Raw genomic sequence first — 20,321 nt, forward strand, 5'->3', positions numbered from 1 at the left:
TCGGCACTCCAAGGAAATGCATTGAAATGAGGAACATACATGAATAAACCATCCATTTATGGCCTGACCATAGATCAACTGATAGCATGGCTTGAAGCGCATGGACAAAAGAAATCAAGAGCGGCGAAAGTGTGGGAATACCTTTATCGCCAACGGGTGAGCGCATTTGAAGAGATGACGGAGTTGAATGCCGATTGTGCTGCTCTGCTAGAGGAGCACTTCACCATTCTTAGCTTGGAAGAGCATCTGAAGCAGGAGTCATTGGACGGCACGATCAAGTTCTTGTTCCGGCTTCGCGACGGCAATCTTATCGAGACCGTGCTGATGCGCCAGAAGTTTGGTCTGTCCGTATGTGTTACGACTCAGGTAGGCTGCAATATTGGCTGCAGCTTCTGTGCGAGCGGCCTCTTGAAGAAGAGCCGTGACCTGAGCAGCGGCGAGATAATGGAGCAGATTATGAAGGTTCAGCACCATTTTGATCAAGTGGGCGAAGGCGAGCTCGTCACGAATGTCGTGGTAATGGGGATTGGCGAACCATTCGACAACTTCGATAATCTGGTAAGCGTGCTTAGCATCATGACCGATCACAAGGGACTGGCGATTGCACCTCGGCGAGTAACGGTATCGACGAGCGGCCTGCCAGACAAAATAAAGGACTTTGCTGATCTTAAGCTACCAGTCAGTCTGGCGTTGTCGCTTCATGCTCCCAACAATGAGCTTCGTACTCAGATCATGAAGATCAATCGCGCTTATCCAATTGAGATGCTGATGGAAGCTCTTGATTATTACTGGGAGAAGACCAAGCGGCGCGTTATGCTCGAATATATCCTGCTGCGAGGCATTAATGACCATGAAAAAGAGGCTCGCGAGCTGGCGGAACTGCTGAAAGATCGCAGCCAGCGGCTGAGTGTTAATTTGATTCCTTACAATCCTGTTGATGAACACAGCCAATATCAACGGAGCTCACAGGAATCCGTGCTTGCTTTTTATGATATTTTGAAGCAACATGGAATTAACTGCACGCGAAGAATGGAACATGGAACAGATATCGATGCTGCATGCGGGCAGCTTCGAAGCAAGCAGATGAAGTCTTAATCGAAAAGAGGATGGCGGATATCGCGCATGAGGCGCAAACAGCCGCTCCATCTGAGCAAAGAAGGCAGCGTATCCCTCTCTGGGTACGCTTTTCTTTGTGATTTTGATCGATTTGGCCTGATATCTCATCGCCAATGCTGCTTTATGATGCGGCAAGAAGCATGTTGAGAAAGCCTGTAACTGCCCATGATCTCGTCCTTTTGCATGCTCGCAGGCCCAATTTCTCATAAGTTCGGGTATAGAAGTGGAAAGATAGGAACACCATGGGCATTATCACTTATTTTCAGGCAGAAAGCGAAGGGGTTTTTTATGAAGAAAACGTTCTCCGACATGTTTATGATTCTGGCTGGCGCCGTACTGTTTGCGCTCGCAATCAATTTGTTTGTCATTCCTAATGAGTTCGGTGAAGGCGGCGTAACAGGCGTTACGATCATTTTGTACTATTTGTTTCAATGGTCGCCCAGCTTAGTCAATTTGATTCTTAATGCTATCTTGCTCGTTATTGGTTATAAGTTCTTGGACAAACAAACGACGATCTATACGATCATTGCAGTATTGCTTCATTCATTGGCTCTTCATTTGACCGCTGGTTGGACAATTGCTTCTGATGAGCCGATCATTAATGCCATCTTCGGCGGCATTTTCTCCGGTGTAGGCTTGGGTCTTATCATTCGTGTAGGCGGCACCACAGCCGGTTCAACCATCATTGCACGCATTCTGCACAAATACTTGGAATGGAATGTGAGCTATGCCCTGCTGCTGGTCGATCTTATCGTCGTCTTCTGCTCTTACTTTATTATTGGGGCGCAAAGTTTAATGTTCACGATTGTCATGCTGTTTATTGCGACGAAGGTGATGGACTTCATCATTGAGGGGCTTAATCCGAAGAAAGCAATCATGATCGTATCGAAGGAGCAAAATCAGATCGCTGAGCAGGTCAATCAGGTGATGGACCGCGGTGTGACCGTGCTTCATGGGCATGGGTTCTACACGAAGCTCCCGCAGGAGATTCTATACATTGTCATCAGCAAGCAAGAGGTCAGTCAGCTGAAAAAAATTGTAAAATCCGTCGATCCGCATGCGTTCATTACGATTCTTGATGTGCGTGATGTGTTCGGGGAAGGCTTCATGGAATTAGCTAAATAGAACGTGCGCAAAAGCTCTCTGCCTATCTCAACAGAGAGCTTTTTGTGTAGAGCTGGATAAGAGGAAGGGGGTAATGCTGCTCTCAACATGTTGACATCAACGCATCGGAGCGGTGGTAGCAGTTGGATGGCATGAGCGCCTCTAGGAGAATGCCGTTCAATGGACAATTACGTTATGAATGAAGAGGAAGCAGCACCGTCCCTATGCCGATCCCTAGGCAAGTCGTATGCAAGAAGCAAAGAAGGAGGCATCCGGATATTCCTCGTGGAACAGCCCAAGATTCATCGGGTGCTGCTCCTGCCAATGTCTTGCTTCCTCGTAAGGAATAAAGACAGAATTGGATCTTAGCAGCGTCATAAAGCGATTCTCGGGTGTCATCACTCCATAGTCCACGATATAGGTGCGGCCCTGCTCAATATCAGCGATAAACCAGTTCGTGGCGTCCTCCGGCACGACCAGTTCCCAGTAGCTGGTGGCCTCCGCTCCACTGAGCGAGCCCCATGTAATGTCATACACTCGAAGGGCGCGGTGGAGACTCCCTGCATCAAGCTCTAAAGATCGGCTGATATTAAGCAGTCGATCATTTGTTATTTCCCAATATACGTGCAGCGCCTCGTGATCACAAGGAAACAGCGCAATGCGATCGAGCGGTTTATGGGTTGTCCCATTTTGATCCAATGCCTCGATGATTTTTTGAATATCCATAGCTGTAAAACCTCCAGTTCTGACTTCAACACCTATTAAAGGATCGTCGTTTAGATTTGTAATGAATAGTGTATCGCATGATGACGGATATGTTTGCCGAAGCGTGCAAGTAGAATTGCTCTTCTTTTGTAGAAACGAAGGATAATTTGTTGCGAAGTACAGGGATATGGGGAACAGGAAGCCTTTTCAAAAGATTAAAATGCCATAAACAATCCTTTAACATTCATGGTTTATGATGGGCATCAGAAGCGAATAATCGGTTTAATGGACTTCTTATGTGGACGAATACGACAAGCCGCTGTTTCTCGTTGAGGCTGCTGATGACAGGTGAAGACAAGACGACGCTGTCTGCATGATGAGCGCAGAGGCCATAGTGATGGACCGCCCGATGCGGTGCCACACTTCGCGTTAGGGGAAGCTTGAGGTGCACTAGGATAACTAGACGAGGGGGGTGTTCACAATGGAGAAGGTATTGGCAGGAACACTCCTGCTTGTCACTTGCGGCATGCTGTTGGCATCGATGGTTCTTGTGTTCGTCATGGTTATTCCTGAGGAAGAACATGTTGTGACTTGGGCTGCAACGGTCGTGACGATGCTAGCGGCTATATTCGGTGTAGTGTATAAGTCCTTTCGTCCAAGCCAGTCGTGATTCCTTATGCACAGCCTTAGGAGTGAAGCTTCAAAGTGACAAGTGCGCTATATCTTGTGGGTTCAGCATTTTCCGACGGCATACGGCATTGCTTGCAGGGCTGTGTATAGGTCTATCAGCAGATTGTGTGATAACACGAAGTGTGGCAAAGTATTACCAAGTCATATTTTTACATATGAAGGAGGAGTTTTGATGAACTACCACTTTTATGTAGGCAATGATAATGGTAATAGCGAGCACGATCTGATTATCGATGGGCAGTTGATTCAACAGCCGAATGTCAATTGTACGGTGGACGAGCTCCCTTGGAGCGAAGAGCAGATGCCGGAGAGCTTTGTAAAGAATCTGCAGGATCAGCTCGTGGCCACGATAGATTCCCCAGCAGCCCGCCCGGGCATGTATTATGTAGGCCAATTCGCGCTTGAGAGCGGCGAGATTCTAGACAATCTACAGATTGGCATTGATCAGAAGTGCGAGATGGACCTTCCCATTATTAATACCCTCGCGCAGATTGCTGCTGCTGCGGTACAGAAGGCTTACACGGAGGAGAAGAAGCTGCCAGAAGATATTGAGGTTGAAGTCGATATGGTGACTGCGCTCCCCGTTACGCAGCATACAGATGAGACGGCAGCTCGATTCGAAAAGCGATTTATGCAAGGCCCCCATCATGTCACGGTGCATCTTGGCATGCGCCGCGTATCCGTCCGTATTATGTTCCCTTACACAAAAGTTGTTCCTGAAGCGACCCCTGTTATTTTCACGCTGCAAAAAGATCATGAAGGCAAGTGGCGAGACGGCGATATTTTTGAGCAATTTGTCGAGACCTATCAGCTCGATAAGAAGTTCAACGGCTCTTACTTCAAGGATAAGCGCATCCTTCATGTCGATATTGGAGATGGATCAACGGAATATCCGATCACAGAAGGCAATAAGTTCCTTCGCCAATTCGTTCATGGCAGCCACCATGGAGCAGGTTATGCCATTGAGGAAGCGCTGGAGGAATTCAATCGTCTTATTCATCTGCCGAACAGCCCGCGCCAATTCTTCAGCGATGTGCTGAAGAATCCTAAGCATAAGTATCATGCGAGAGCCATCAAGACGATTAAGCGGCCGCTGGATAGCCAAGTGAAGCAGATCGTGCAGCATGTGAAGCGCCAGCTGACGAAGGCGCGCAATGAGATCGATGTCATCTGCGTGTATGGCGGCGGCAGCATTCTGATGCGCTCCCTTCTCTATCCTGCGCTTGAGGAGCTGTGCAGCGAACGGGAAATGAAGCTCCTCTATGTTCCTGCACGTGAAGCGGTCCAATTGAACGCGATGGGGCTCGATGCCTTTGTCCGCGGCAAGATCTATGAGGCCTTGAAGAATAAGGCGCTGCAGCCCGTATAAGACGGTCTGTGAAGTAGAGCTTGGGACAAGCACCGGTATAAGGTGACATTGGACGGCAGGCGGTGAGCGCATGTGAAGAAAATGAAACGGCCTGGGGAGAACATCAGCCTCAAGACGAAGAAAAATGAGGACCCCGCGATCATGGACTGGATTAATTCGCAATCCAATCTGATGGATTCGTTGCGATATTTAATAGAACGTGAAATTTGCCAATTTGGGGTGCGCAACCTGCAAACGGTTGTTCCAACAGAGCGCAATGGCTGGCGGGAAGGCCAATATGGCTTTGCGAATGATAGCGAAGTGTCTCGTGCTGGTTCAGCAGACTCTTCCGCTTCAGGGATGGCTAGGCCTTCGATAGACAGCTCTGAAGAGGAGGCTTTGGAGGCTGTTCAGGAGCCAGAAGCTGAGGAAGAGGAGCTCGCGGATGAGGACATCGAGGCTTGGGTGTAATATTGAAGTAGTGCTGCGTACAACTAAGTCATATTTAGTAATACTTTGTGTTACGAAGGAATGCTGAAGAGCATAAAGTAATATCAAGCACTACCACTACTTTTGACGGGTTTATGTTAGTTTTTCTTTGATTAGTTAAAGTGGCTCAATTAGTGAAAACGTTAATAAGTCTTTATTTTAGGGTAAGTCGCTTTGAAGAAAGCTGGTCACATGGAATGCAATTCATATGGTTCAGATTCTTAAGGTTATTGAATGCTGTTCATATTGAAGCAAGTCTAGTAACTTAATAGTAAATAAGAGTTTAGTATGAAGTATAGAAGCTATTCGCTATACAATAGCAAAGTAGCTTCTATATTCTATTTTCCAGAAATGTTATAAAAATATGAAATATTTATAATATGTATATACATTTGTAATAGATTGTATTATTATGGAATTGCAGTCCAAAATATACTTATATAGGAGGATAAAGGGTGAAAAAGACAGTAAAGGCTCTTCTGTTGACTACTATTCTTAGTCTGACATTTGCAAGTGCTGCTTTTGCAGGTGATGTGCATGAAAATCCACAGAATGATTTTCCTCATCAAGCGGTTGTTGTTAGTCCTGGTACATTCAAGAGCGGTTATGTTGGACCAAGTGATCAAGATTGGTACAAGTTCACACCATATCTATCAGGACAACAACGTATTTTCTTTCTTCCACCAGACAACCAAGTATATTTTATAAACATTTATGATGCGGCTCAGGTAGATTCAGGAAGCAGCGCAAGTCCAATTGCATCCAAAGTTGTATATAATGGATACAACCAAACAAATGAATTTTCATTCAATGTTCAAGGCGGTAAAGCGTACTATGCATTAGTGTATGGTTCAACAAATGAGACGACACCGTATCACTTTGCAGTCATTGGACAATAATTTAATTTGGACATAAACTACAAGTAAAATGCACCCAATGTCAATGAGGAAACTAACTCTCCTTGTTGATATGGGTGCATTTTTTTGATAAAAAAATTAATTTAGCAATAGAAATTTATATGGAATGTGATAGGTATAGGTAGCGTCGTCAAAGAAAATAACTAGGTTTCGGCTATTCTAAATTTCGATATTTAATACTTGACTCTCACGTAACGTGATACTTTATAGTCAACAGTGAAGGGGGCATAAGCATGATGAAAGTGAAGGAAGTGGCGGATCTGGTCGGCATCAGTGTGCGCACACTGCATCATTATGATGAGATCGGGCTATTATCTCCGGATGAGGTGACGGAATCCGGATACCGTCTCTATTCTGATGATAATCTTGAGACGCTGCAGCAGATTCTGTTCTTCCGTGAACTGGGCTTCCCTTTGAATAAGATTAAAGAGATCATGAACCGTCCGACCTACGATCGGCAGGAGGCGCTTGAGATGCATCATAAGATGCTTGTGGAGAAGCGCAGACGCCTGGATCAAGTCATTGCTACCGTTCAGAGGACGATTCAACACACGAGAGGTGAGATTAAGATGTCAAATAAAGAGAAATTCCAAGGCTTTGACTTCAGCCATAATCCATATGAGCAGGAGGCTCGTGAGCGCTGGGGGGATCAAGCGGTGGACGAATCCAATGCGAAGGCAAAGGCTTTTGGCAAAGAGATGCAGGACCGCATGAATGAGGTGTACATGAACCTAGCTGCAGTGCGCCATCTTGCGCCAGAGAGCGAGGAGGCTCAAACGGCAATTAAAGCATGGTATAGACTGCTGAATGAGTTCGGCAGCTACTCACTGGAAGCCTTTAAAGGTCTTGGCCAGATGTATGTGGAGGATGAGCGCTTTACTAAAAATATTGATCAATTCGGTGAGGGCTTGTCCGTGTTCATGAGAGACGGGATGGCCATCTATGCGGATAAGCATCAGTCTAAGCATCCATCGGAATAAGACTAGAAGTGATGGTGCTTACTCGCAGCATGAAGAAGAGGGTGGACAGATCCTGCGGATCAGGGTCCACCCGTATTACATAGCAAGCGTACAAGCGCTGGACTTGAGCATTCCTGAACGCTTAGAGCGGAAGCAAGGCCACCTTGTCCTGCTGCTCCAGCTGCCTAACCATCTCGTTCCATGCTTCGGGCTTGTTGGGCAGCACGGTGTAGTAGCGTTTAAGGAACGCAACAATTAAGCCAGCTTCAAGCTCGGCTTGCTCCTCATCACTTGGCATGAAGCACAGATCAAGCCCTGATACCGCTTCGCCATCATTATTCCAGGATGGATGAACATAACGGAAATCAAGACGCTTATAGCCAAGGTGAGACAGCACTTCACGGCGCACATAAGGGTCCATCGGCTTCACCCCGCCGAATTCGTAGTGGTCCACCTGATAGGGATCGTAAATCTCGGCAAACATGCCGTATAACACCTTCCCATTGGCAATTGCCAGCGCATTCAAGTCTTTTTGTCGCTGCTGTGCAAGGAAGCGGCCAATGCCTTGCCCCGGACGTCCGATTATAGTGAAGTCCGTCATTGCTACATTGAAGTCCTCGTAATAGCGATATTCAGTCGCTCCTACGACTTCCCCGTTAACCTCTGCTACAAAGACGCGGATGCCCGGGTCTTCCAGCGGCTCCTTCCACAGGCTGTACTCCAGCACTTCCTCTGGAGGAAAGACCTCCTGCATCAGCTCATGCATCTTTTTGAACAACGGATCATCAATATGGGAAATGCGATGATAATTCATGCAGCTTGCTCCTCTCATTCATGCAAATCGTATGTTTGTGATTAATGGAGAAACGGTGAATCCATTCATGCATCCTACCGTGCAGAGGATACAAAGGGGTTGTTCCATTCCATCAACGCCCCGTAATGGCAAGACTCCTCATCCTCCAAGTAATGGGGAATTACTCTAACAGGCGTTCGCCCACAGCGCATCAGGAAGGTAATGACAGGGTCCTTGAGCTCCCCTTCAACAACGGCATTCAAATATTGCTCTGCAGTCCTCTCGCCTGCATAGAGATGGTATCCCGGCATCCGCCCTCCGCCGAGGAGACGCGTCAAGCCGAGATGGACCACGACGTCGTACATCGCCTGCATAAGGCATTTGCCGATGCCAAGCTTGCGATAGCGAGGACGAACGCTAATATCCACGACATACAGCGTGCCTCCTTGCGGGCGATGGCTGCGAATGTAGCCGGCATCTGTGATGCTCTCCCACGGATGGTCCTCATCGCGTGCCGAATCATCGACTCGGAGTGCGGTCATGGAACCTGCAAGCTGGCCGTCGATCTCGATGCATAGCGCACCCTCCGGAAACAGTCGAATATGATGATGCAGCTGCTCCTCGTTCCACCATAGTTCGGGGGGGAAAGGCGGAGGGAAGCTCTCCTGCTGAATCTGGATCAATGCCGGAATGTCTGCTGGTTCATAATTGCGCACAAGGGCTGGAATCGGGCGATGCTGATCAAATACGTATAATGACTTGTGGTACAGCGCAATCCCTCCTTACGTTCAAACAAGTGCATAGGGCCATGGTCCATGATCTTTGCAATAGCAGCCCCCTGAACGAGGGCTTTATTGGATTGGGCTTGGCACGAATGCCAGCATGAAAGGCAGCGCTGCGTCCTATGTCCAGTCGGTATACAAATCCGTTCTGCGATCCCGCCATGTCGTAACAGAACCACGCTCCCGTACCTCTTCCAGCAGGGAAAGATCAAGGTCAGCTGTTACGATCATATCCTGATTGATCTCGCCTTCAGCCAGCAGGCCGCGCGGCGGGAAAGGAATATCATTTGGCGTAATAATCGCCGCTTGACCGAAGTTCGCTCTCATGAAGTCCACGGTAGGCAGCGATCCCACAGTGCCCGTCAGCACAATATAGACTTGGTTCTCAATGGCTCTTGCATGGCTCGTGTAGCGCACGCGGTGGAAGCCGTGGCGGTCATCGGTACAGGAAGGACAGAAGATGACATCCGCACCGCGAGCCTTCGCCATGCGCACAATCTCAGGGAATTCGATGTCATAACAAGTAAGCATGGCTATAACGCCCTTATCGGTCTCGAACACCTGCAGGCCATCGCCCTTGTTCATGTTCCACTCCGTCACTTCGGTTGGCGTAATGTGAAGCTTGGCTTGAGTGGCTACACGGCCATCCGGATAGAACAAGTGAGCAACATTGTAGAGATGCTCACCTTTGCGAATGACGTGAGTACCGCCAATGATGTGCATGCTGCTGTTCTTCGCGAGCGTCGCAAATAGCTCCAGATACTGCTCTGTGAAGTCAGGGAGATCTTGTATCGTTAAGGCATGTCCTTGTTCATTCCCAATAGACATCAGCTGTGTCGTCATAAATTCAGGAAACAAAATAAATTCAGCGTCATATTCCTGGGCAGTCTTTACATAGTGCTCACACTGCTTTGCAAAATCATCAAAGCTATGAATGGTATGAAGGTCGTACTGTACGGCAGATACTCGAAGCTTCATAAGGACCTCCTATGCAGGTTATTTTTTCCTCATTATGCTATGAAATGATTTGCTGTACAACCAACAATTTAAAAATAAGATGGACAGCAGCTAAATATCTCGAATGGAGGCCTTATGGATGCTTTTTTATTGTGAAGATAACAGATGGTAGGAGTTGAACAATTGGGGAATAGTAAGAAAAAGAGCTTCACAGCATACCAACGAAGGGGGATTATGGCTATGATCATGGACTGGCACCACATCCGGCGTCTGTTCATAAAAGACGAGAGACATCATCGGCAGCTGATGAGAACCTTAGTGCTTGCCCTTGCCAGTATCATACTGTTTATTGGCCTGCCTCATCCGGGCACAGCCTTCGGCAAAGGCTCCCAAGGCGCGGACGTCTTTGTGATCCAAGGCATGCTCAAATCACTTGGCAGCTACTCGGGAGAAATTAATGGCCACTATGACCAGCTAACGGCCTCGGGCGTCATGCACTTTCAGAAGACACATGGCTTGCCCGCGACAGGCGTGGTAGACAACCGCACATTCAAATCCATTCACTATGCATACGTCAAACACAAATTCCCGGCTCATAGACGCTGGAATGGCGGCGGCAAGTCGATATCTGGCAACGAAGAGGAACAGGCATTAAGGGATAGAAGCTACTAACTTGAAGTTGTAAAAAATGCCAGGGTGAGCCGAATTCAGATCAGATAGACATGCAAAGGGGCAAGGCCGTCTGAAGAAGGCAGCGCTGGAACAATAACAAATGGACGGGTAATAGAAAAAACATTCAAAATATACAAAACAAGACCATACAGTAAAAACCCAAAAACGCTTCCTCCTCTTCGAAAGGACGAAGCGTTTTTTTGGCGCGGTTACACCAGTTTCTTGCGAATAGCCCCTGACAAGAGGTCGATCAAGGTAATCATGATGATGATGCCTAGCAAAATAATGCCCACCCGATCCCAGTTTCTTGTGCTGAGCGCAAAGATCAGCGGCGTACCGATCCCGCCTGCCCCAATGACACCGAGGATGGTTGCAGAGCGCACATTGATCTCAAAGCGATAAAGGGTATATGACAAGAAGCCGGGGAGAACCTGCGGAATGACCGCGTACCAAAGGATCTGGATGCGGTTCGCGCCTGTTGCGATCAGCGCTTCCGTTGGACCGCAGTCAATCTGTTCAATCTCTTCTGCAAACAGCTTGCCCAGCATGCCGATGGAATGCAATCCAAGCGCAAGCACGCCGGCAAAAGAACCCGGCCCAACCGCCTTGATAAACAAGATCGCCATGACGATCTCTGGGAAGGTGCGAATCACGCTTAGAATGATCTTGCCCGTCTTCGAGGTGATCCCCCATTCACTCATATTCGAAGCGGCCCAGAAGGCAAAGGGAACACACAGCACCGCTGAGATGAAGGTGCTTAAGATTGAGATTGCAAGCGTATCCAGCAGACCCCGGAGCAGATCCTCTCCGTCAGGCAAATACACATAATCCCAATCAGGCGAGAAGATGCCGGAAGCAATGGCTTTGGTTACTTGCAAGGCGGTTTCTTTAAATCCATTTAACGGAACGCCAGAGAACGCCCAAATATACACGACAGCAAGCAGTCCAGCAATGATCCAGCGTGATTTTTTGACAGGGGGCTTTTTGACTCGATGCTCCCAAGAAGCGTGTGGATGGCTCATAGCAATTTCTCCCTAAGCCTCGTACTCATCCAATCAATGAACAAGACGATTGCTAATGTAAACAAGATGATGGTGCACGTCTTATCGTATTCAAGGAATCCGAGCGTAACCTCGTAATAGTGTCCGATCCCGCCTGCCCCAACCAGCCCCAAGACGGCCGCGGCTCTAACGTTAATCTCAAACGTATACAGCACGTAAGACATGAAGTGAGCCTGAATCTGAGGTACTACACTGTAGATGATGCGCTGCATAGGGGTAGAGCCTACCGCGGTCATGGCCTCAAGCGGTCCCCGATCAATCGTCTCCAGCGCCTCATAGGTCAGCTTCCCGATCAGTCCAAGCGAGAAGATTGTCAGCGCGAAGATGCCAGGCAGCGGCCCTAAGCCGAAGATGGCTACGAATAGAGCTGCAAGCAGGAGATCAGGAATGGTCCGAATCAGGTTCAGGACAAAGCGCACAGGATAGCTGAGCCACTTGATCGTGTTCAGATTGCTTGCACAGAGCAAGGCAATCGGAATGGCGAATATGGCGCCAAGTGTAGTGCCAACGATCGCCATGCGGATGGTCTCAAGCATAGCGCCTGTGATGTCGTCAAAGTATGACCACCTTGGCGGGAACATCTCCTTGATGAGATCGAGCATGTTGGGGAGCCCCGTGAACAGCTCGCTGAAGGAGGATTCCGTCTTGATCGCGCTTCCGGCAAGCAGCAGTAGCACAATAAGCCCCGTTAAGATTGCTTTTAGCTTGCGCGGCGGCTTCGGCCTTGGCAACGAAGAGGCTTTGGATGGAACAGCAGACTTCATATCGTGTGCGCTCATCCGACTAGATCCCCCAGCAGCTCTTCTTGCTGAATCGGGCGTCCATAAATATGGTTGAACACGTCATCAGTCGCTTCCTCCACCGGCCCGTCAAAAACAATCTCGCCGGCACGCAGCCCAATAATGCGGGTGGCATACTGCCTGGCCAGATCAATGAAGTGCAGGTTCACGAGCGTGGTGATGCCAAGGTCTTGGTTGATGCGCTTGAGATCATCCATAACCTGCTTGGTTGTTAGCGGATCAAGGGAAGCTACCGGCTCATCCGCGAGAATAATCTTGGCCTCTTGGGCGAGGACGCGTGCAATCGCCACACGCTGCTGCTGTCCTCCTGACAGCTCGTCCGAGCGTGTATAAGCCTTCTCCACGATGTTGACCCGCTCTAGCGCACGGAAGGCGAGCTCCTTATCGTGATCGGGGAAGAGGCCAAACAGGGTGCGCATCGTGGAATGATAGCCGACGCGGCCAGCTAGTACATTGCGAAGGACCGTCGTCCGCTTGACGAGATTGAAGCTTTGGAAGATCATGCCAATGCCGCGGCGAATCGTCCGCAGCTCTTTGCCAGACGCCTTGGTGATGGACGCGCCATCAATGAGGATCTCCCCATCTGTGATCTCATGCAGACGATTAATGGAACGAAGCAGCGTCGATTTGCCGGCACCCGACAGCCCTACGACGGCGATAAATTCACCGGGGTGGATGGTCAAGTTAATGTTATGAAGCCCCTTAACGCCGTTAGGGTATGATTTGGATACATGACGAAGCTCTATCAAGATGATCAGTCCTTTATCGATTAGGTTGACATAAGCAGAACCAGCTGAAGCACATCTGCACTCCAACTGGTTCCGCTGCGGGTTATATGCGAAATGAGGGGGGATATGCACGAAATCGCAATGCTTTGGTTATTGCCGAATGCTATTCCGTCTTCACTTTCTCACCATATTCACGCACGATGTCAAACACGCTGTCCTGAGACTTCGCATAGCCTTCGTGGGAGTAGATATCACGGATGATGCCGCGGCCTTCTTCATCTTGGCCAATATCGATAAATGCGTTCTGCAGCTTCTCGATCCATTCTTTGTTCATGTCCGAGCGAACAGAGATCGTATCGTTAGGGATCTTCTCGGTAAAGGTCAATACGCGAGTATCTTCAAATACAGTCGGATAGTCCTTTTTCACCACATTGCGTGCATCCTGGAAGATCGCTGCCGCATCCACATCGCCATTCAGCACTGCAAGCACCGCTTGGTCATGCCCTTTTACGGTAATCGGCTGAACATCCTTCAGCGGGTCCAGTCCTTCTTCCATCAGCTTGCCTGCAGGCCAGACAAAGCCAGCCGATGAAGTAACGTTTTGATAGGCGATCTTAGCCCCTTTCAGATCCTTGATGCTCTGGATAGGGGAGTCTTTTTTGACAATAATCATCGATTTGTAAAAATCAACGAGCTCTTCGGTTGGAGCGCCTGTATCATCTTGAACACCATAGCGCTGAGCTTGAAGGATAACGTCAGCTGCGCCTTTTTCTTTAGCTAGCACATAGGCGGTTGGAGGCAGGAAGCCGACATCTACTTTCTTGGAGGCCATGGCTTCAATGATCGTGTTGTAATCCGTAGAAATGCTGACCTTGACCGGGATGCCCAAGCGATCGCCAAGAAGCTTTTCAAGCGGCTTGGCTTTGGCTTCCAGTGTATCCGCATTTTGAGAAGGAACGAATTGAACGGTTAACGTCTCAGGCACATACCCTTCTTGCTTCGGAGCAGAGCTGTTGGCTTGATCAGGCTGGTTGGATGCTTGGTCTGTCGTACCAGACGAGCTATTGGTGCCGCAAGCGCTAATAAACACGAGGGACAGCAATAGAGGAATGATCATTTTAGCTACGTTTTTCAAAAGAATACCCTCCATAGTAGGAATAAATTGACTGCTTCTTGCTCTACTATAAAGGGACAGGATTATCGGGCCGTAAAGCGGATGCGAATAATTTGTAAAGATTAGGAAGGAGAAGCTGTTTTTGTGAGGGGGTCAAGGGCTGCTGAAGAGCCTTCTAAACGTGTCGTGTTCCATCCTTATCCTCTATTTGTTGGCGAAGGGCTGCCAGCTCCTTGCGAAGCTGGAGGGTTTCCTCCTGCAGGAGATGAAACATGCGAAGGTTCAAGCTGCCGATGATGATTAAGGTGATGCCGCTCAAGGGAAAGGCGATTCGCATCGCTGTCCATGTCCAGTAGACATGATCAGGGGTAGTAGATTCAACCGAACGGGGAATCGTATACCACAGGCCAAGCAGCAGAAGCAGCATGCCGACGAATATAAGGAAATAGGATATCTTTTTTAAGCGTGTTGTAAACAAATGTAGGTCGCCTCCAATCATGAATAGGTTGTTGTGCTGTTTCACTGCGAGCAGCTTAGGTTTTTTTACATAATGAAGGATGTGCGTTAACAAATCAGACGTACACTATAGATGTAGCAGACGAAGGACGCTCGGTCATGGTTCCTTCTACATATATAGAAGAGGTGAGTGCATTGACAGAACAAGCGATGAAGCGCTGTACCATTCTCGTAACCAGCGACATTCACGGGTATATCAGCGCAGCCAGCTATCGTACGCAAGAGGACGTGGATACGGGCTTGGCAAGGCTCGCAACCAGGATTAAGGCGGAGCGGGCACAAGAAGCAGATCTGATCCTCATCGATAATGGCGACCTTATTCAAGGAACCCCTTTAACGTACTACGCGGCCAACTTCAAATCGAGCAAACCTCATCCTGCGATCGCAGCCTTGTCTTCACTAGACTATGATGCTGCTGTCGTTGGCAATCATGAATTTAATTATGGATTATCTTACTTGCAGGAGGTGATGACGGAAGGTTCCTTTCCGTGGCTGTCGGCAGGCATAGTGGATGAAGGAACGGACACACCAGCATTTGGAATGCCTTATATTATTAAACGGTGCGGAGAAGTAAAGGTTGCCATTCTTGGTGTGACTACTCACTATATTCCGAATTGGGAGCATCCCGATCATATAGCAGGCCTGGACTTTCAAGATGCGCTTAACACGGTAAAGACCTGGGTACCGCGTATTCGTGCCAAGGAAGAGCCGGATCTTATGATCGTTGCCTATCATGGCGGATTCGAGCGGGACGTGGTAAGCGGAGAATGGACAGAGCGGTACACAGGCGAGAATCAAGGCTATGCAATGTGCATGGAGGTCGAAGGCATCGACATGCTGATAACAGGGCATCAGCACCGGATGCTGACAGGAGAGATTAATGGGGTGAGCGTTATTCAGCCGGGCTGCAACGGTCAGGCGCTCGGCAAGCTTGAAGCCGTATTCGAGCGTGTTGAGGGACGTTTTCGTCTAAGATCCAAGCGTGCGGAATTGATTCCTTGCCAAGGCTCGTATGCCAAGGACCAAGAAGTGCTTGAGGCTATTCGGCCATATGAGGAACAGACACAAGTGTGGCTGGATGAGAAGCTTGGCAGCGTGGATGGAGACATGAAGATCGATAGTCCCCATGCGCTGCGGCTTGCGGATCACCCCTTTATCGAGTTCGTGAACAAGGTGCAGATGGAGGCAGCAGGTGCAGACGTGTCCAATACGGCACTGCTCAGTGAAGATACACATGGCTTTGAGCATACGATTACGATGCGCGACATCCTGACGAACTTCATCTACCCTAACACCCTTACGGTGCTGCGCGTATCAGGCGACGATATTCGCAAGGCGTTAGAGCAGAGCGCCTCCTACTTTACATTGCAGGCAGATGGCTCGATTGCTGTAAGCCGGTCGTTCCTTGAACCGAAGACACAGCATTACAACTATGATATGTGGGAAGGCATTGAATACGAGCTTGATGTATCGATGCCAATCGGACAGCGTGTGGTGAAGCTTACTCGGCAGGGAACTCCTATTGAAGGGGGGCAGACCTATGAGGTTGTGATGAACAACTATCGTGCCGGGGGCGGCGGAGAATATGAGATGTATCGCAGCAAGCCTGTGGTTCGGGAAGTGACGGTTGATATGTCGGAGCTCATTGCAGGATATATTCGGGAAAAAGGGACTGTTGAAGCATCGTGCAATCATAATTGGCGCGTGATTGCCTCTGAAGCTATCGGATCTAGCAATGAGCAGCGATAGCTAGCACAATGGCTGTTCATGCATGGCGCAGCTTCGGTATTCTAATACATGCAAGCCAAAACAGACCTTTGCACCTTCAACAGCAAGCTGGTTGAATGCGTGTAAAGGTCTGTCTGTTATTGTCGTCATTCGTCTATTTCCTGAGAAATAGTCCTCACACGATTTCCTTCTTCTCCATGATGCGTAGGGAAAGCAGCATCGATGCAATGAAGATGAGTATAATAGCAGCTGCTATCACACCCACAACCGTGTAAAGAGAGGCTTCAGCAGGGCTAAAGGAAGCCAAGCGGTCATTGCTCAATATGAAAGTACCGATGCCAACGACGCCGAACACAATAATGATTAGGAACAGCCGCGCCTTTTCGGTCCCGAGCTTGAAGCACAGCGGCAGCAGAAGCGAGATCAGCAGCATGCCGAAGAGAAAGCTGCCTCCAATCATGGCGAGATTGGCCGCAGGGTCTCCTTTATGAATGAAAAACATGAAGCCTGAGCTTAACAATGTTCCAAGTACGAGAACGACAAGTGCCAGTACATATTTGCTTATCGTTAGATCCTTCCTCGAAATAGGCATCGTGAGCGCATACTTGTCCCAATTCGCCCTTTCATCAAAGGCAATAGCATTGACAGGGATGGTAATGCCTAGAATCACGATTAAGAAGCCGGCATTCCCATTGGAATACGTAAGAAAAGCACCCAGGAAGACTATAAGCAGCAGGAATGTCGATTGCATCTTGATGGTATACAGATCCTTGAACAGCAGCCCTTTCATCGTCCATTCTCCTTTGCAAAAAAGATCATAATATCCTCGATCGTCGCACGTTCCACCGTCCAAGTTCCCTTCAGCGCATCTCGGTCCACGAGCGCCTCAGCACCGAATTGATGCTGTCTTACGCCCTTGATGATGGATGGATTCAAGCGATCAAGATCCTCCTTCGCGCATTTCAGGACGCCATATCGATCCAAAAGCGCATCCTTCTCCTCGCAAAACAGCAGTTTTCCTCGGTGCATGAATGCAATATAGTCGGATACCTTCTCAAGATCACTCAATATATGAGAGGACATGAGAATGGAGTGCGTCTCATCCTTCATAAAGTCTAGGAATACATCAAGCATCTCATCTCGAACGATTGGATCAAGACCGCTTGTTGCTTCATCTAGGATGAGCAGCTTGGAATCATGAGAGAGGGCGGCTGCAATGGACAGCTTCATCTTCATCCCGCGGGAGAGCTCCTTCACCTTTTTCTGCGCAGGCACTTGAAATCGTTGGATATAAGCATGGAATTGATCTTCATTCCACGTCTGAAAGATGTTTTTAAGAATCTTGTTAATATGATGGGCGGTCAAGGTGTCTGGAAATGTACATTCCTCCAGCACGACTCCAATATGCTCGCGAAGAGGCTTGGGCAGGGCTCGATTAGGCTGCCCCAGCACCTGAACCTCTCCTTTGTCACGAGAGATGAGGTCCAAGATGAGCTTGATCGTCGTGCTCTTGCCTGCGCCGTTCTCTCCAATTAAGCCCATAATGGTTCCTGCCGGCAGCGTGAAGCTAAGATTGTCCAGCTTAAAGTCCTGATAGTGCTTCTCTACGCCTGTCATTGAGATTGCATGTTCCATTGCTATTCTCCTTTGTAGATCAAAGTCAGCAGCTCAATCAATTCCTCCAAAGGCACGTCGCTCATTGCGGCTTTATCGACAATCTCCTGCATATGCCATTCGATCTGCTTCAGGTTCTCTTCTCGAATGAATGTCAGGTTCTTATGAGCAACAAAGCTGCCTTTCCCGACGATGGATTCGATAAATCCATCTCGCTCCAGCTCTTCATAAGCTCGCTTGGTTGTGATCACACTAATACGAAGCTCCTTGGCCAACAAACGCATGGAGGGCAAGGGATCGCCTTCGTTCAGCTCACCTGTCATAATCATATTCTTAATCTGGGCGGTGATCTGCTGATAGATTGGCTGCCCGTTGGCATTGCTAATGATGATGTTCACGTGAAATTCACCCTAACAAAATAATGTATATATATAATATACACAATATATGCTATTTTGAAAACACCCTTCACAAAATGACCAAAATTGGCATGCCATCATAAATAAAGCCCTCACCGGATGGATGTCCAATGAGGGCTGAAGGATGGAATAACGGGAGATTGCAGACGCGGATTGCTTGAGGAAAAGGCGCAGCAGTTTATTATTGACCGACATGGTCAATGGGAATATACTGTAGTTGACCACTTTGGTCAACAGCTTGCTGGGGGTTTATTAACATGACAGAAAAGTTCTTCAATCTGGATGAGGAGAAGCAGGCGCGCATCATTAATGCCGCCATGAAGGAATTCTCGGATCACGGTTATGCACAAGCTTCGACCAATGAGATGGTGAAGCAGGCTGGGATCTCGAAGGGGCTGCTTTTTCACTATTTTAAGAACAAACAGGGATTGTATTTATTTCTATATGATTATGCCATGCAAAAAATGTTGGCTGAGATGGAAGCCAGCATGGATTGGGCGGAGAGAGATCTCTTCATGATGTATCGAAGAATTGTGGAGGTCAAGTTCAGGCTGTGCCGTGTATATCCGGATATGTTCAACTTTCTTAAGGTCGCGAATACCGCTGATACGAATGAGGCCACGCCAGAGCTTCAACGACGCAATGAACAGCTCATCAGTAAATGGTACGAGCGCATGTATCGCAATGTGGACTACTCCTTGTTCAAAGAAGGCGTAGATGTACAGCGGGTCATACATGTTTTGAGGTGGACGATGGAGGGCTTCAGCTACACACAGTTGGAGCACATGAAGAAGCTCTCCTTGGAAGAGCTTGATCTTGATGCGATGATGGTGGAGATTGACCAGTATCTGGAGCTTCTAAAGCAGGCCTTTTACCGCTCCTGAGCAGGCGGAAAGCAAATCATGAGGAGGCAGGGACATGAGCATTATCGAGCTTCAGCAATTAACGAAGACGTATGGCAGCGCAAGAGGCATCAAAAATCTAAGCTTTCGCGTGGAGGAGGGGGAGATCTTTGGTTTTATCGGCCCTAATGGAGCCGGGAAATCTACCACAATCCGCACCTTGCTTGGATTGATCTATCCAACAAGCGGCAGCGCCAAGATCTTTGGCAAGGATATTCTGCTGCATGGGCAGGAGATCAAGAAGGAGATCGGATATCTGCCTTCAGAGGTGTTCTACTATGACAATATGAAGGTGAAGGATCTGCTTCACTATTCCGCAAGCTTCTATAAGAAAGACTGTACGAAGCGAATGAACGAGCTGGCAGCGCTGCTGGAGCTCGATGTAAACAAGAAGATTGATGACCTGTCGCTTGGCAATAAGAAAAAGGTAGGCATCGTTCAAGGCCTCCTTCATGAGCCTAGGCTAATCATCCTGGATGAGCCTACGAGCGGGCTAGATCCTCTAATGCAGCAGCGCTTCTTTGAGCTTCTGCTTGAAGAGAACAAGAAGGGCTCAACGATTCTGTTCTCCTCTCATATCTTGAGCGAAGTTCAGCGCCTCTGCCATCGTGTTGCGATCATCAAAGAGGGCGAACTAGTCAGCTTGGAGAAGATGAGCACGCTGAAGGCGAACAATTATAAGCGATTCAAGCTTGAAGCTTCTACAGCCGTAGAGGAATCGTCCTTTGCTATTGAAGGCGTAACGGAACTCGTTATTCGGGATAAGGAAGTCAGCTTCATGTACAAAGGAAACCTCAACGCTATTCTAAGGGTTATTGCCTCCATCGAGATTGCGAATCTATGGATTGAGGAGCCGGATCTAGAGGAGATCTTCATGCATTACTATGAAAAGGAGGCGTAGATCAGC

At 48.4% G+C, this 20,321-nt stretch carries 23 protein-coding genes; 11 read left to right on the top strand and 12 right to left on the bottom strand.

Annotated elements, in window-relative coordinates:
• The first annotated feature begins 39 nt into the window (after window positions 1-39).
• Window positions 40-1,095, top strand: coding sequence for a dual-specificity RNA methyltransferase RlmN (gene rlmN / locus B9Y93_RS12280; protein ID WP_085494717.1), 1,056 nt, complete (start codon window positions 40-42; stop codon window positions 1,093-1,095).
• A gap of 309 nt (window positions 1,096-1,404) precedes the next feature.
• A complete protein-coding gene (locus B9Y93_RS12285) occupies window positions 1,405-2,241 on the top strand; it encodes a YitT family protein (RefSeq protein ID WP_085494718.1) in 837 nt (278 codons plus the stop codon).
• Between the two features lie 213 nt (window positions 2,242-2,454).
• Here B9Y93_RS12285 and B9Y93_RS12290 read toward each other — a convergent pair whose 3' ends face one another.
• Complete coding sequence (locus tag B9Y93_RS12290; RefSeq protein ID WP_085494719.1) at window positions 2,455-2,946, bottom strand: DUF4912 domain-containing protein; 492 nt, start codon at window positions 2,944-2,946, stop codon at window positions 2,455-2,457.
• 460 nt (window positions 2,947-3,406) lie between these two features.
• Here B9Y93_RS12290 and B9Y93_RS12295 point away from each other — a divergent pair, with 460 nt between their 5' ends.
• From B9Y93_RS12295 to B9Y93_RS12315, 5 genes are all read left to right on the top strand, one after another.
• Window positions 3,407-3,595 (top strand): hypothetical protein, encoded by a 189-nt coding sequence (locus B9Y93_RS12295; protein ID WP_085494720.1) that lies wholly within the window; start codon window positions 3,407-3,409, stop codon window positions 3,593-3,595.
• A gap of 192 nt (window positions 3,596-3,787) precedes the next feature.
• Complete coding sequence (locus B9Y93_RS12300; RefSeq protein ID WP_085494721.1) at window positions 3,788-4,984, top strand: ParM/StbA family protein; 1,197 nt, start codon at window positions 3,788-3,790, stop codon at window positions 4,982-4,984.
• An 81-nt stretch (window positions 4,985-5,065) separates the two neighbouring features.
• Complete coding sequence (locus B9Y93_RS12305) at window positions 5,066-5,434, top strand: hypothetical protein (protein WP_244903404.1); 369 nt, start codon at window positions 5,066-5,068, stop codon at window positions 5,432-5,434.
• Between the two features lie 473 nt (window positions 5,435-5,907).
• On the top strand, window positions 5,908-6,351 hold the full coding sequence (locus B9Y93_RS12310) for a hypothetical protein (RefSeq protein WP_085494723.1): 444 nt from the start codon (window positions 5,908-5,910) through the stop codon (window positions 6,349-6,351).
• A 251-nt stretch (window positions 6,352-6,602) separates the two neighbouring features.
• Window positions 6,603-7,349 carry a MerR family transcriptional regulator gene (locus B9Y93_RS12315; RefSeq protein ID WP_342351859.1) on the top strand — a complete coding sequence of 249 codons (747 nt, stop codon included), beginning with the start codon at window positions 6,603-6,605 and terminating at the stop codon, window positions 7,347-7,349.
• A 121-nt stretch (window positions 7,350-7,470) separates the two neighbouring features.
• On the opposite strand, the gene B9Y93_RS12320 is transcribed toward B9Y93_RS12315, so the two are convergent.
• The 3 genes from B9Y93_RS12320 to B9Y93_RS12330 all read right to left on the bottom strand — a co-directional run bounded on the left by B9Y93_RS12320 (window position 7,471) and on the right by B9Y93_RS12330 (window position 9,881).
• A complete protein-coding gene (locus B9Y93_RS12320; RefSeq protein ID WP_085494724.1) occupies window positions 7,471-8,142 on the bottom strand; it encodes a GNAT family N-acetyltransferase in 672 nt (223 codons plus the stop codon).
• A 74-nt stretch (window positions 8,143-8,216) separates the two neighbouring features.
• Window positions 8,217-8,891, bottom strand: coding sequence for a GNAT family N-acetyltransferase (locus B9Y93_RS12325; protein ID WP_085494725.1), 675 nt, complete (start codon window positions 8,889-8,891; stop codon window positions 8,217-8,219).
• 132 nt (window positions 8,892-9,023) lie between these two features.
• Window positions 9,024-9,881, bottom strand: coding sequence for a carbon-nitrogen hydrolase family protein (locus B9Y93_RS12330; protein ID WP_085494726.1), 858 nt, complete (start codon window positions 9,879-9,881; stop codon window positions 9,024-9,026).
• Window positions 9,882-10,100: 219 nt separating this feature from the next.
• Here B9Y93_RS12330 and B9Y93_RS12335 point away from each other — a divergent pair, with 219 nt between their 5' ends.
• On the top strand, window positions 10,101-10,532 hold the full coding sequence (locus B9Y93_RS12335; RefSeq protein WP_244903388.1) for a peptidoglycan-binding domain-containing protein: 432 nt from the start codon (window positions 10,101-10,103) through the stop codon (window positions 10,530-10,532).
• Between the two features lie 209 nt (window positions 10,533-10,741).
• On the opposite strand, the gene phnE (B9Y93_RS12340) is transcribed toward B9Y93_RS12335, so the two are convergent.
• From phnE (B9Y93_RS12340) to B9Y93_RS12360, 5 genes are all read right to left on the bottom strand, one after another.
• Window positions 10,742-11,554: a phosphonate ABC transporter, permease protein PhnE gene (gene phnE / locus B9Y93_RS12340; RefSeq protein WP_085494727.1), complete on the bottom strand. Its 813-nt coding sequence runs from the start codon at window positions 11,552-11,554 to the stop codon at window positions 10,742-10,744.
• On the bottom strand, window positions 11,551-12,372 hold the full coding sequence (gene phnE / locus B9Y93_RS12345; RefSeq protein ID WP_085494728.1) for a phosphonate ABC transporter, permease protein PhnE: 822 nt from the start codon (window positions 12,370-12,372) through the stop codon (window positions 11,551-11,553). The genes phnE (B9Y93_RS12340) and phnE (B9Y93_RS12345) overlap by 4 nt, the downstream gene beginning before the upstream one ends.
• Window positions 12,369-13,142: a phosphonate ABC transporter ATP-binding protein gene (gene phnC / locus B9Y93_RS12350; RefSeq protein WP_085495123.1), complete on the bottom strand. Its 774-nt coding sequence runs from the start codon at window positions 13,140-13,142 to the stop codon at window positions 12,369-12,371. The genes phnE (B9Y93_RS12345) and phnC overlap by 4 nt, the downstream gene beginning before the upstream one ends.
• Before the next feature lie 142 nt (window positions 13,143-13,284).
• Window positions 13,285-14,271 (bottom strand): phosphate/phosphite/phosphonate ABC transporter substrate-binding protein, encoded by a 987-nt coding sequence (locus B9Y93_RS12355; protein WP_085494729.1) that lies wholly within the window; start codon window positions 14,269-14,271, stop codon window positions 13,285-13,287.
• A gap of 139 nt (window positions 14,272-14,410) precedes the next feature.
• On the bottom strand, window positions 14,411-14,713 hold the full coding sequence (locus B9Y93_RS12360; RefSeq protein ID WP_085494730.1) for a hypothetical protein: 303 nt from the start codon (window positions 14,711-14,713) through the stop codon (window positions 14,411-14,413).
• 188 nt (window positions 14,714-14,901) lie between these two features.
• Between B9Y93_RS12360 and B9Y93_RS12365 the strand changes: the two genes are divergently transcribed.
• Window positions 14,902-16,500 carry a bifunctional metallophosphatase/5'-nucleotidase gene (locus B9Y93_RS12365; RefSeq protein ID WP_085495125.1) on the top strand — a complete coding sequence of 533 codons (1,599 nt, stop codon included), beginning with the start codon at window positions 14,902-14,904 and terminating at the stop codon, window positions 16,498-16,500.
• A 154-nt stretch (window positions 16,501-16,654) separates the two neighbouring features.
• On the opposite strand, the gene B9Y93_RS12370 is transcribed toward B9Y93_RS12365, so the two are convergent.
• From B9Y93_RS12370 to B9Y93_RS12380, 3 genes are read right to left on the bottom strand one after another with little or no spacing between them, the layout of a single operon-like run.
• Window positions 16,655-17,269: an ABC-2 transporter permease gene (locus B9Y93_RS12370; protein WP_085494731.1), complete on the bottom strand. Its 615-nt coding sequence runs from the start codon at window positions 17,267-17,269 to the stop codon at window positions 16,655-16,657.
• Window positions 17,266-18,114 (bottom strand): ABC transporter ATP-binding protein, encoded by an 849-nt coding sequence (locus B9Y93_RS12375; RefSeq protein ID WP_085494732.1) that lies wholly within the window; start codon window positions 18,112-18,114, stop codon window positions 17,266-17,268. The genes B9Y93_RS12370 and B9Y93_RS12375 overlap by 4 nt, the downstream gene beginning before the upstream one ends.
• Window positions 18,115-18,116: 2 nt before the next feature.
• The gene (locus B9Y93_RS12380) at window positions 18,117-18,491 is read right to left on the bottom strand and encodes a GntR family transcriptional regulator (RefSeq protein WP_085494733.1); all 375 of its coding nucleotides are present in this window, start codon (window positions 18,489-18,491) and stop codon (window positions 18,117-18,119) included.
• Between the two features lie 278 nt (window positions 18,492-18,769).
• Between B9Y93_RS12380 and B9Y93_RS12385 the strand changes: the two genes are divergently transcribed.
• Together B9Y93_RS12385 and B9Y93_RS12390 are read left to right on the top strand one after the other, a co-directional pair.
• A complete protein-coding gene (locus B9Y93_RS12385) occupies window positions 18,770-19,396 on the top strand; it encodes a TetR/AcrR family transcriptional regulator (protein WP_085494734.1) in 627 nt (208 codons plus the stop codon).
• A gap of 34 nt (window positions 19,397-19,430) precedes the next feature.
• Complete coding sequence (locus B9Y93_RS12390) at window positions 19,431-20,315, top strand: ABC transporter ATP-binding protein (RefSeq protein ID WP_085494735.1); 885 nt, start codon at window positions 19,431-19,433, stop codon at window positions 20,313-20,315.
• Window positions 20,316-20,321 lie beyond the last annotated feature (6 nt).

It is taken from the genome of Paenibacillus aquistagni, from assembly GCF_900177815.1.
GTDB classification, from domain to species: domain Bacteria; phylum Bacillota; class Bacilli; order Paenibacillales; family Paenibacillaceae; genus Paenibacillus_B; species Paenibacillus_B aquistagni.

Coding starts and splice junctions, on each gene's coding strand:
- rlmN (WP_085494717.1), top strand. CDS start 40: ATGAATAAACCATCCATTTATGGCCTGACCATAGATCAACTGATAGCA.
- B9Y93_RS12285 (WP_085494718.1), top strand. CDS start 1,405: ATGAAGAAAACGTTCTCCGACATGTTTATGATTCTGGCTGGCGCCGTA.
- B9Y93_RS12290 (WP_085494719.1), bottom strand. CDS start 2,946: ATGGATATTCAAAAAATCATCGAGGCATTGGATCAAAATGGGACAACC.
- B9Y93_RS12295 (WP_085494720.1), top strand. CDS start 3,407: ATGGAGAAGGTATTGGCAGGAACACTCCTGCTTGTCACTTGCGGCATG.
- B9Y93_RS12300 (WP_085494721.1), top strand. CDS start 3,788: ATGAACTACCACTTTTATGTAGGCAATGATAATGGTAATAGCGAGCAC.
- B9Y93_RS12305 (WP_244903404.1), top strand. CDS start 5,066: ATGAAACGGCCTGGGGAGAACATCAGCCTCAAGACGAAGAAAAATGAG.
- B9Y93_RS12315 (WP_342351859.1), top strand. CDS start 6,603: ATGATGAAAGTGAAGGAAGTGGCGGATCTGGTCGGCATCAGTGTGCGC.
- B9Y93_RS12320 (WP_085494724.1), bottom strand. CDS start 8,142: ATGAATTATCATCGCATTTCCCATATTGATGATCCGTTGTTCAAAAAG.
- B9Y93_RS12330 (WP_085494726.1), bottom strand. CDS start 9,881: ATGAAGCTTCGAGTATCTGCCGTACAGTACGACCTTCATACCATTCAT.
- B9Y93_RS12335 (WP_244903388.1), top strand. CDS start 10,101: ATGATCATGGACTGGCACCACATCCGGCGTCTGTTCATAAAAGACGAG.
- phnE (WP_085494727.1), bottom strand. CDS start 11,554: ATGAGCCATCCACACGCTTCTTGGGAGCATCGAGTCAAAAAGCCCCCT.
- phnE (WP_085494728.1), bottom strand. CDS start 12,372: ATGAGCGCACACGATATGAAGTCTGCTGTTCCATCCAAAGCCTCTTCG.
- B9Y93_RS12355 (WP_085494729.1), bottom strand. CDS start 14,271: ATGGAGGGTATTCTTTTGAAAAACGTAGCTAAAATGATCATTCCTCTA.
- B9Y93_RS12365 (WP_085495125.1), top strand. CDS start 14,902: ATGAAGCGCTGTACCATTCTCGTAACCAGCGACATTCACGGGTATATC.
- B9Y93_RS12370 (WP_085494731.1), bottom strand. CDS start 17,269: ATGAAAGGGCTGCTGTTCAAGGATCTGTATACCATCAAGATGCAATCG.
- B9Y93_RS12375 (WP_085494732.1), bottom strand. CDS start 18,114: ATGGAACATGCAATCTCAATGACAGGCGTAGAGAAGCACTATCAGGAC.
- B9Y93_RS12385 (WP_085494734.1), top strand. CDS start 18,770: ATGACAGAAAAGTTCTTCAATCTGGATGAGGAGAAGCAGGCGCGCATC.
- B9Y93_RS12390 (WP_085494735.1), top strand. CDS start 19,431: ATGAGCATTATCGAGCTTCAGCAATTAACGAAGACGTATGGCAGCGCA.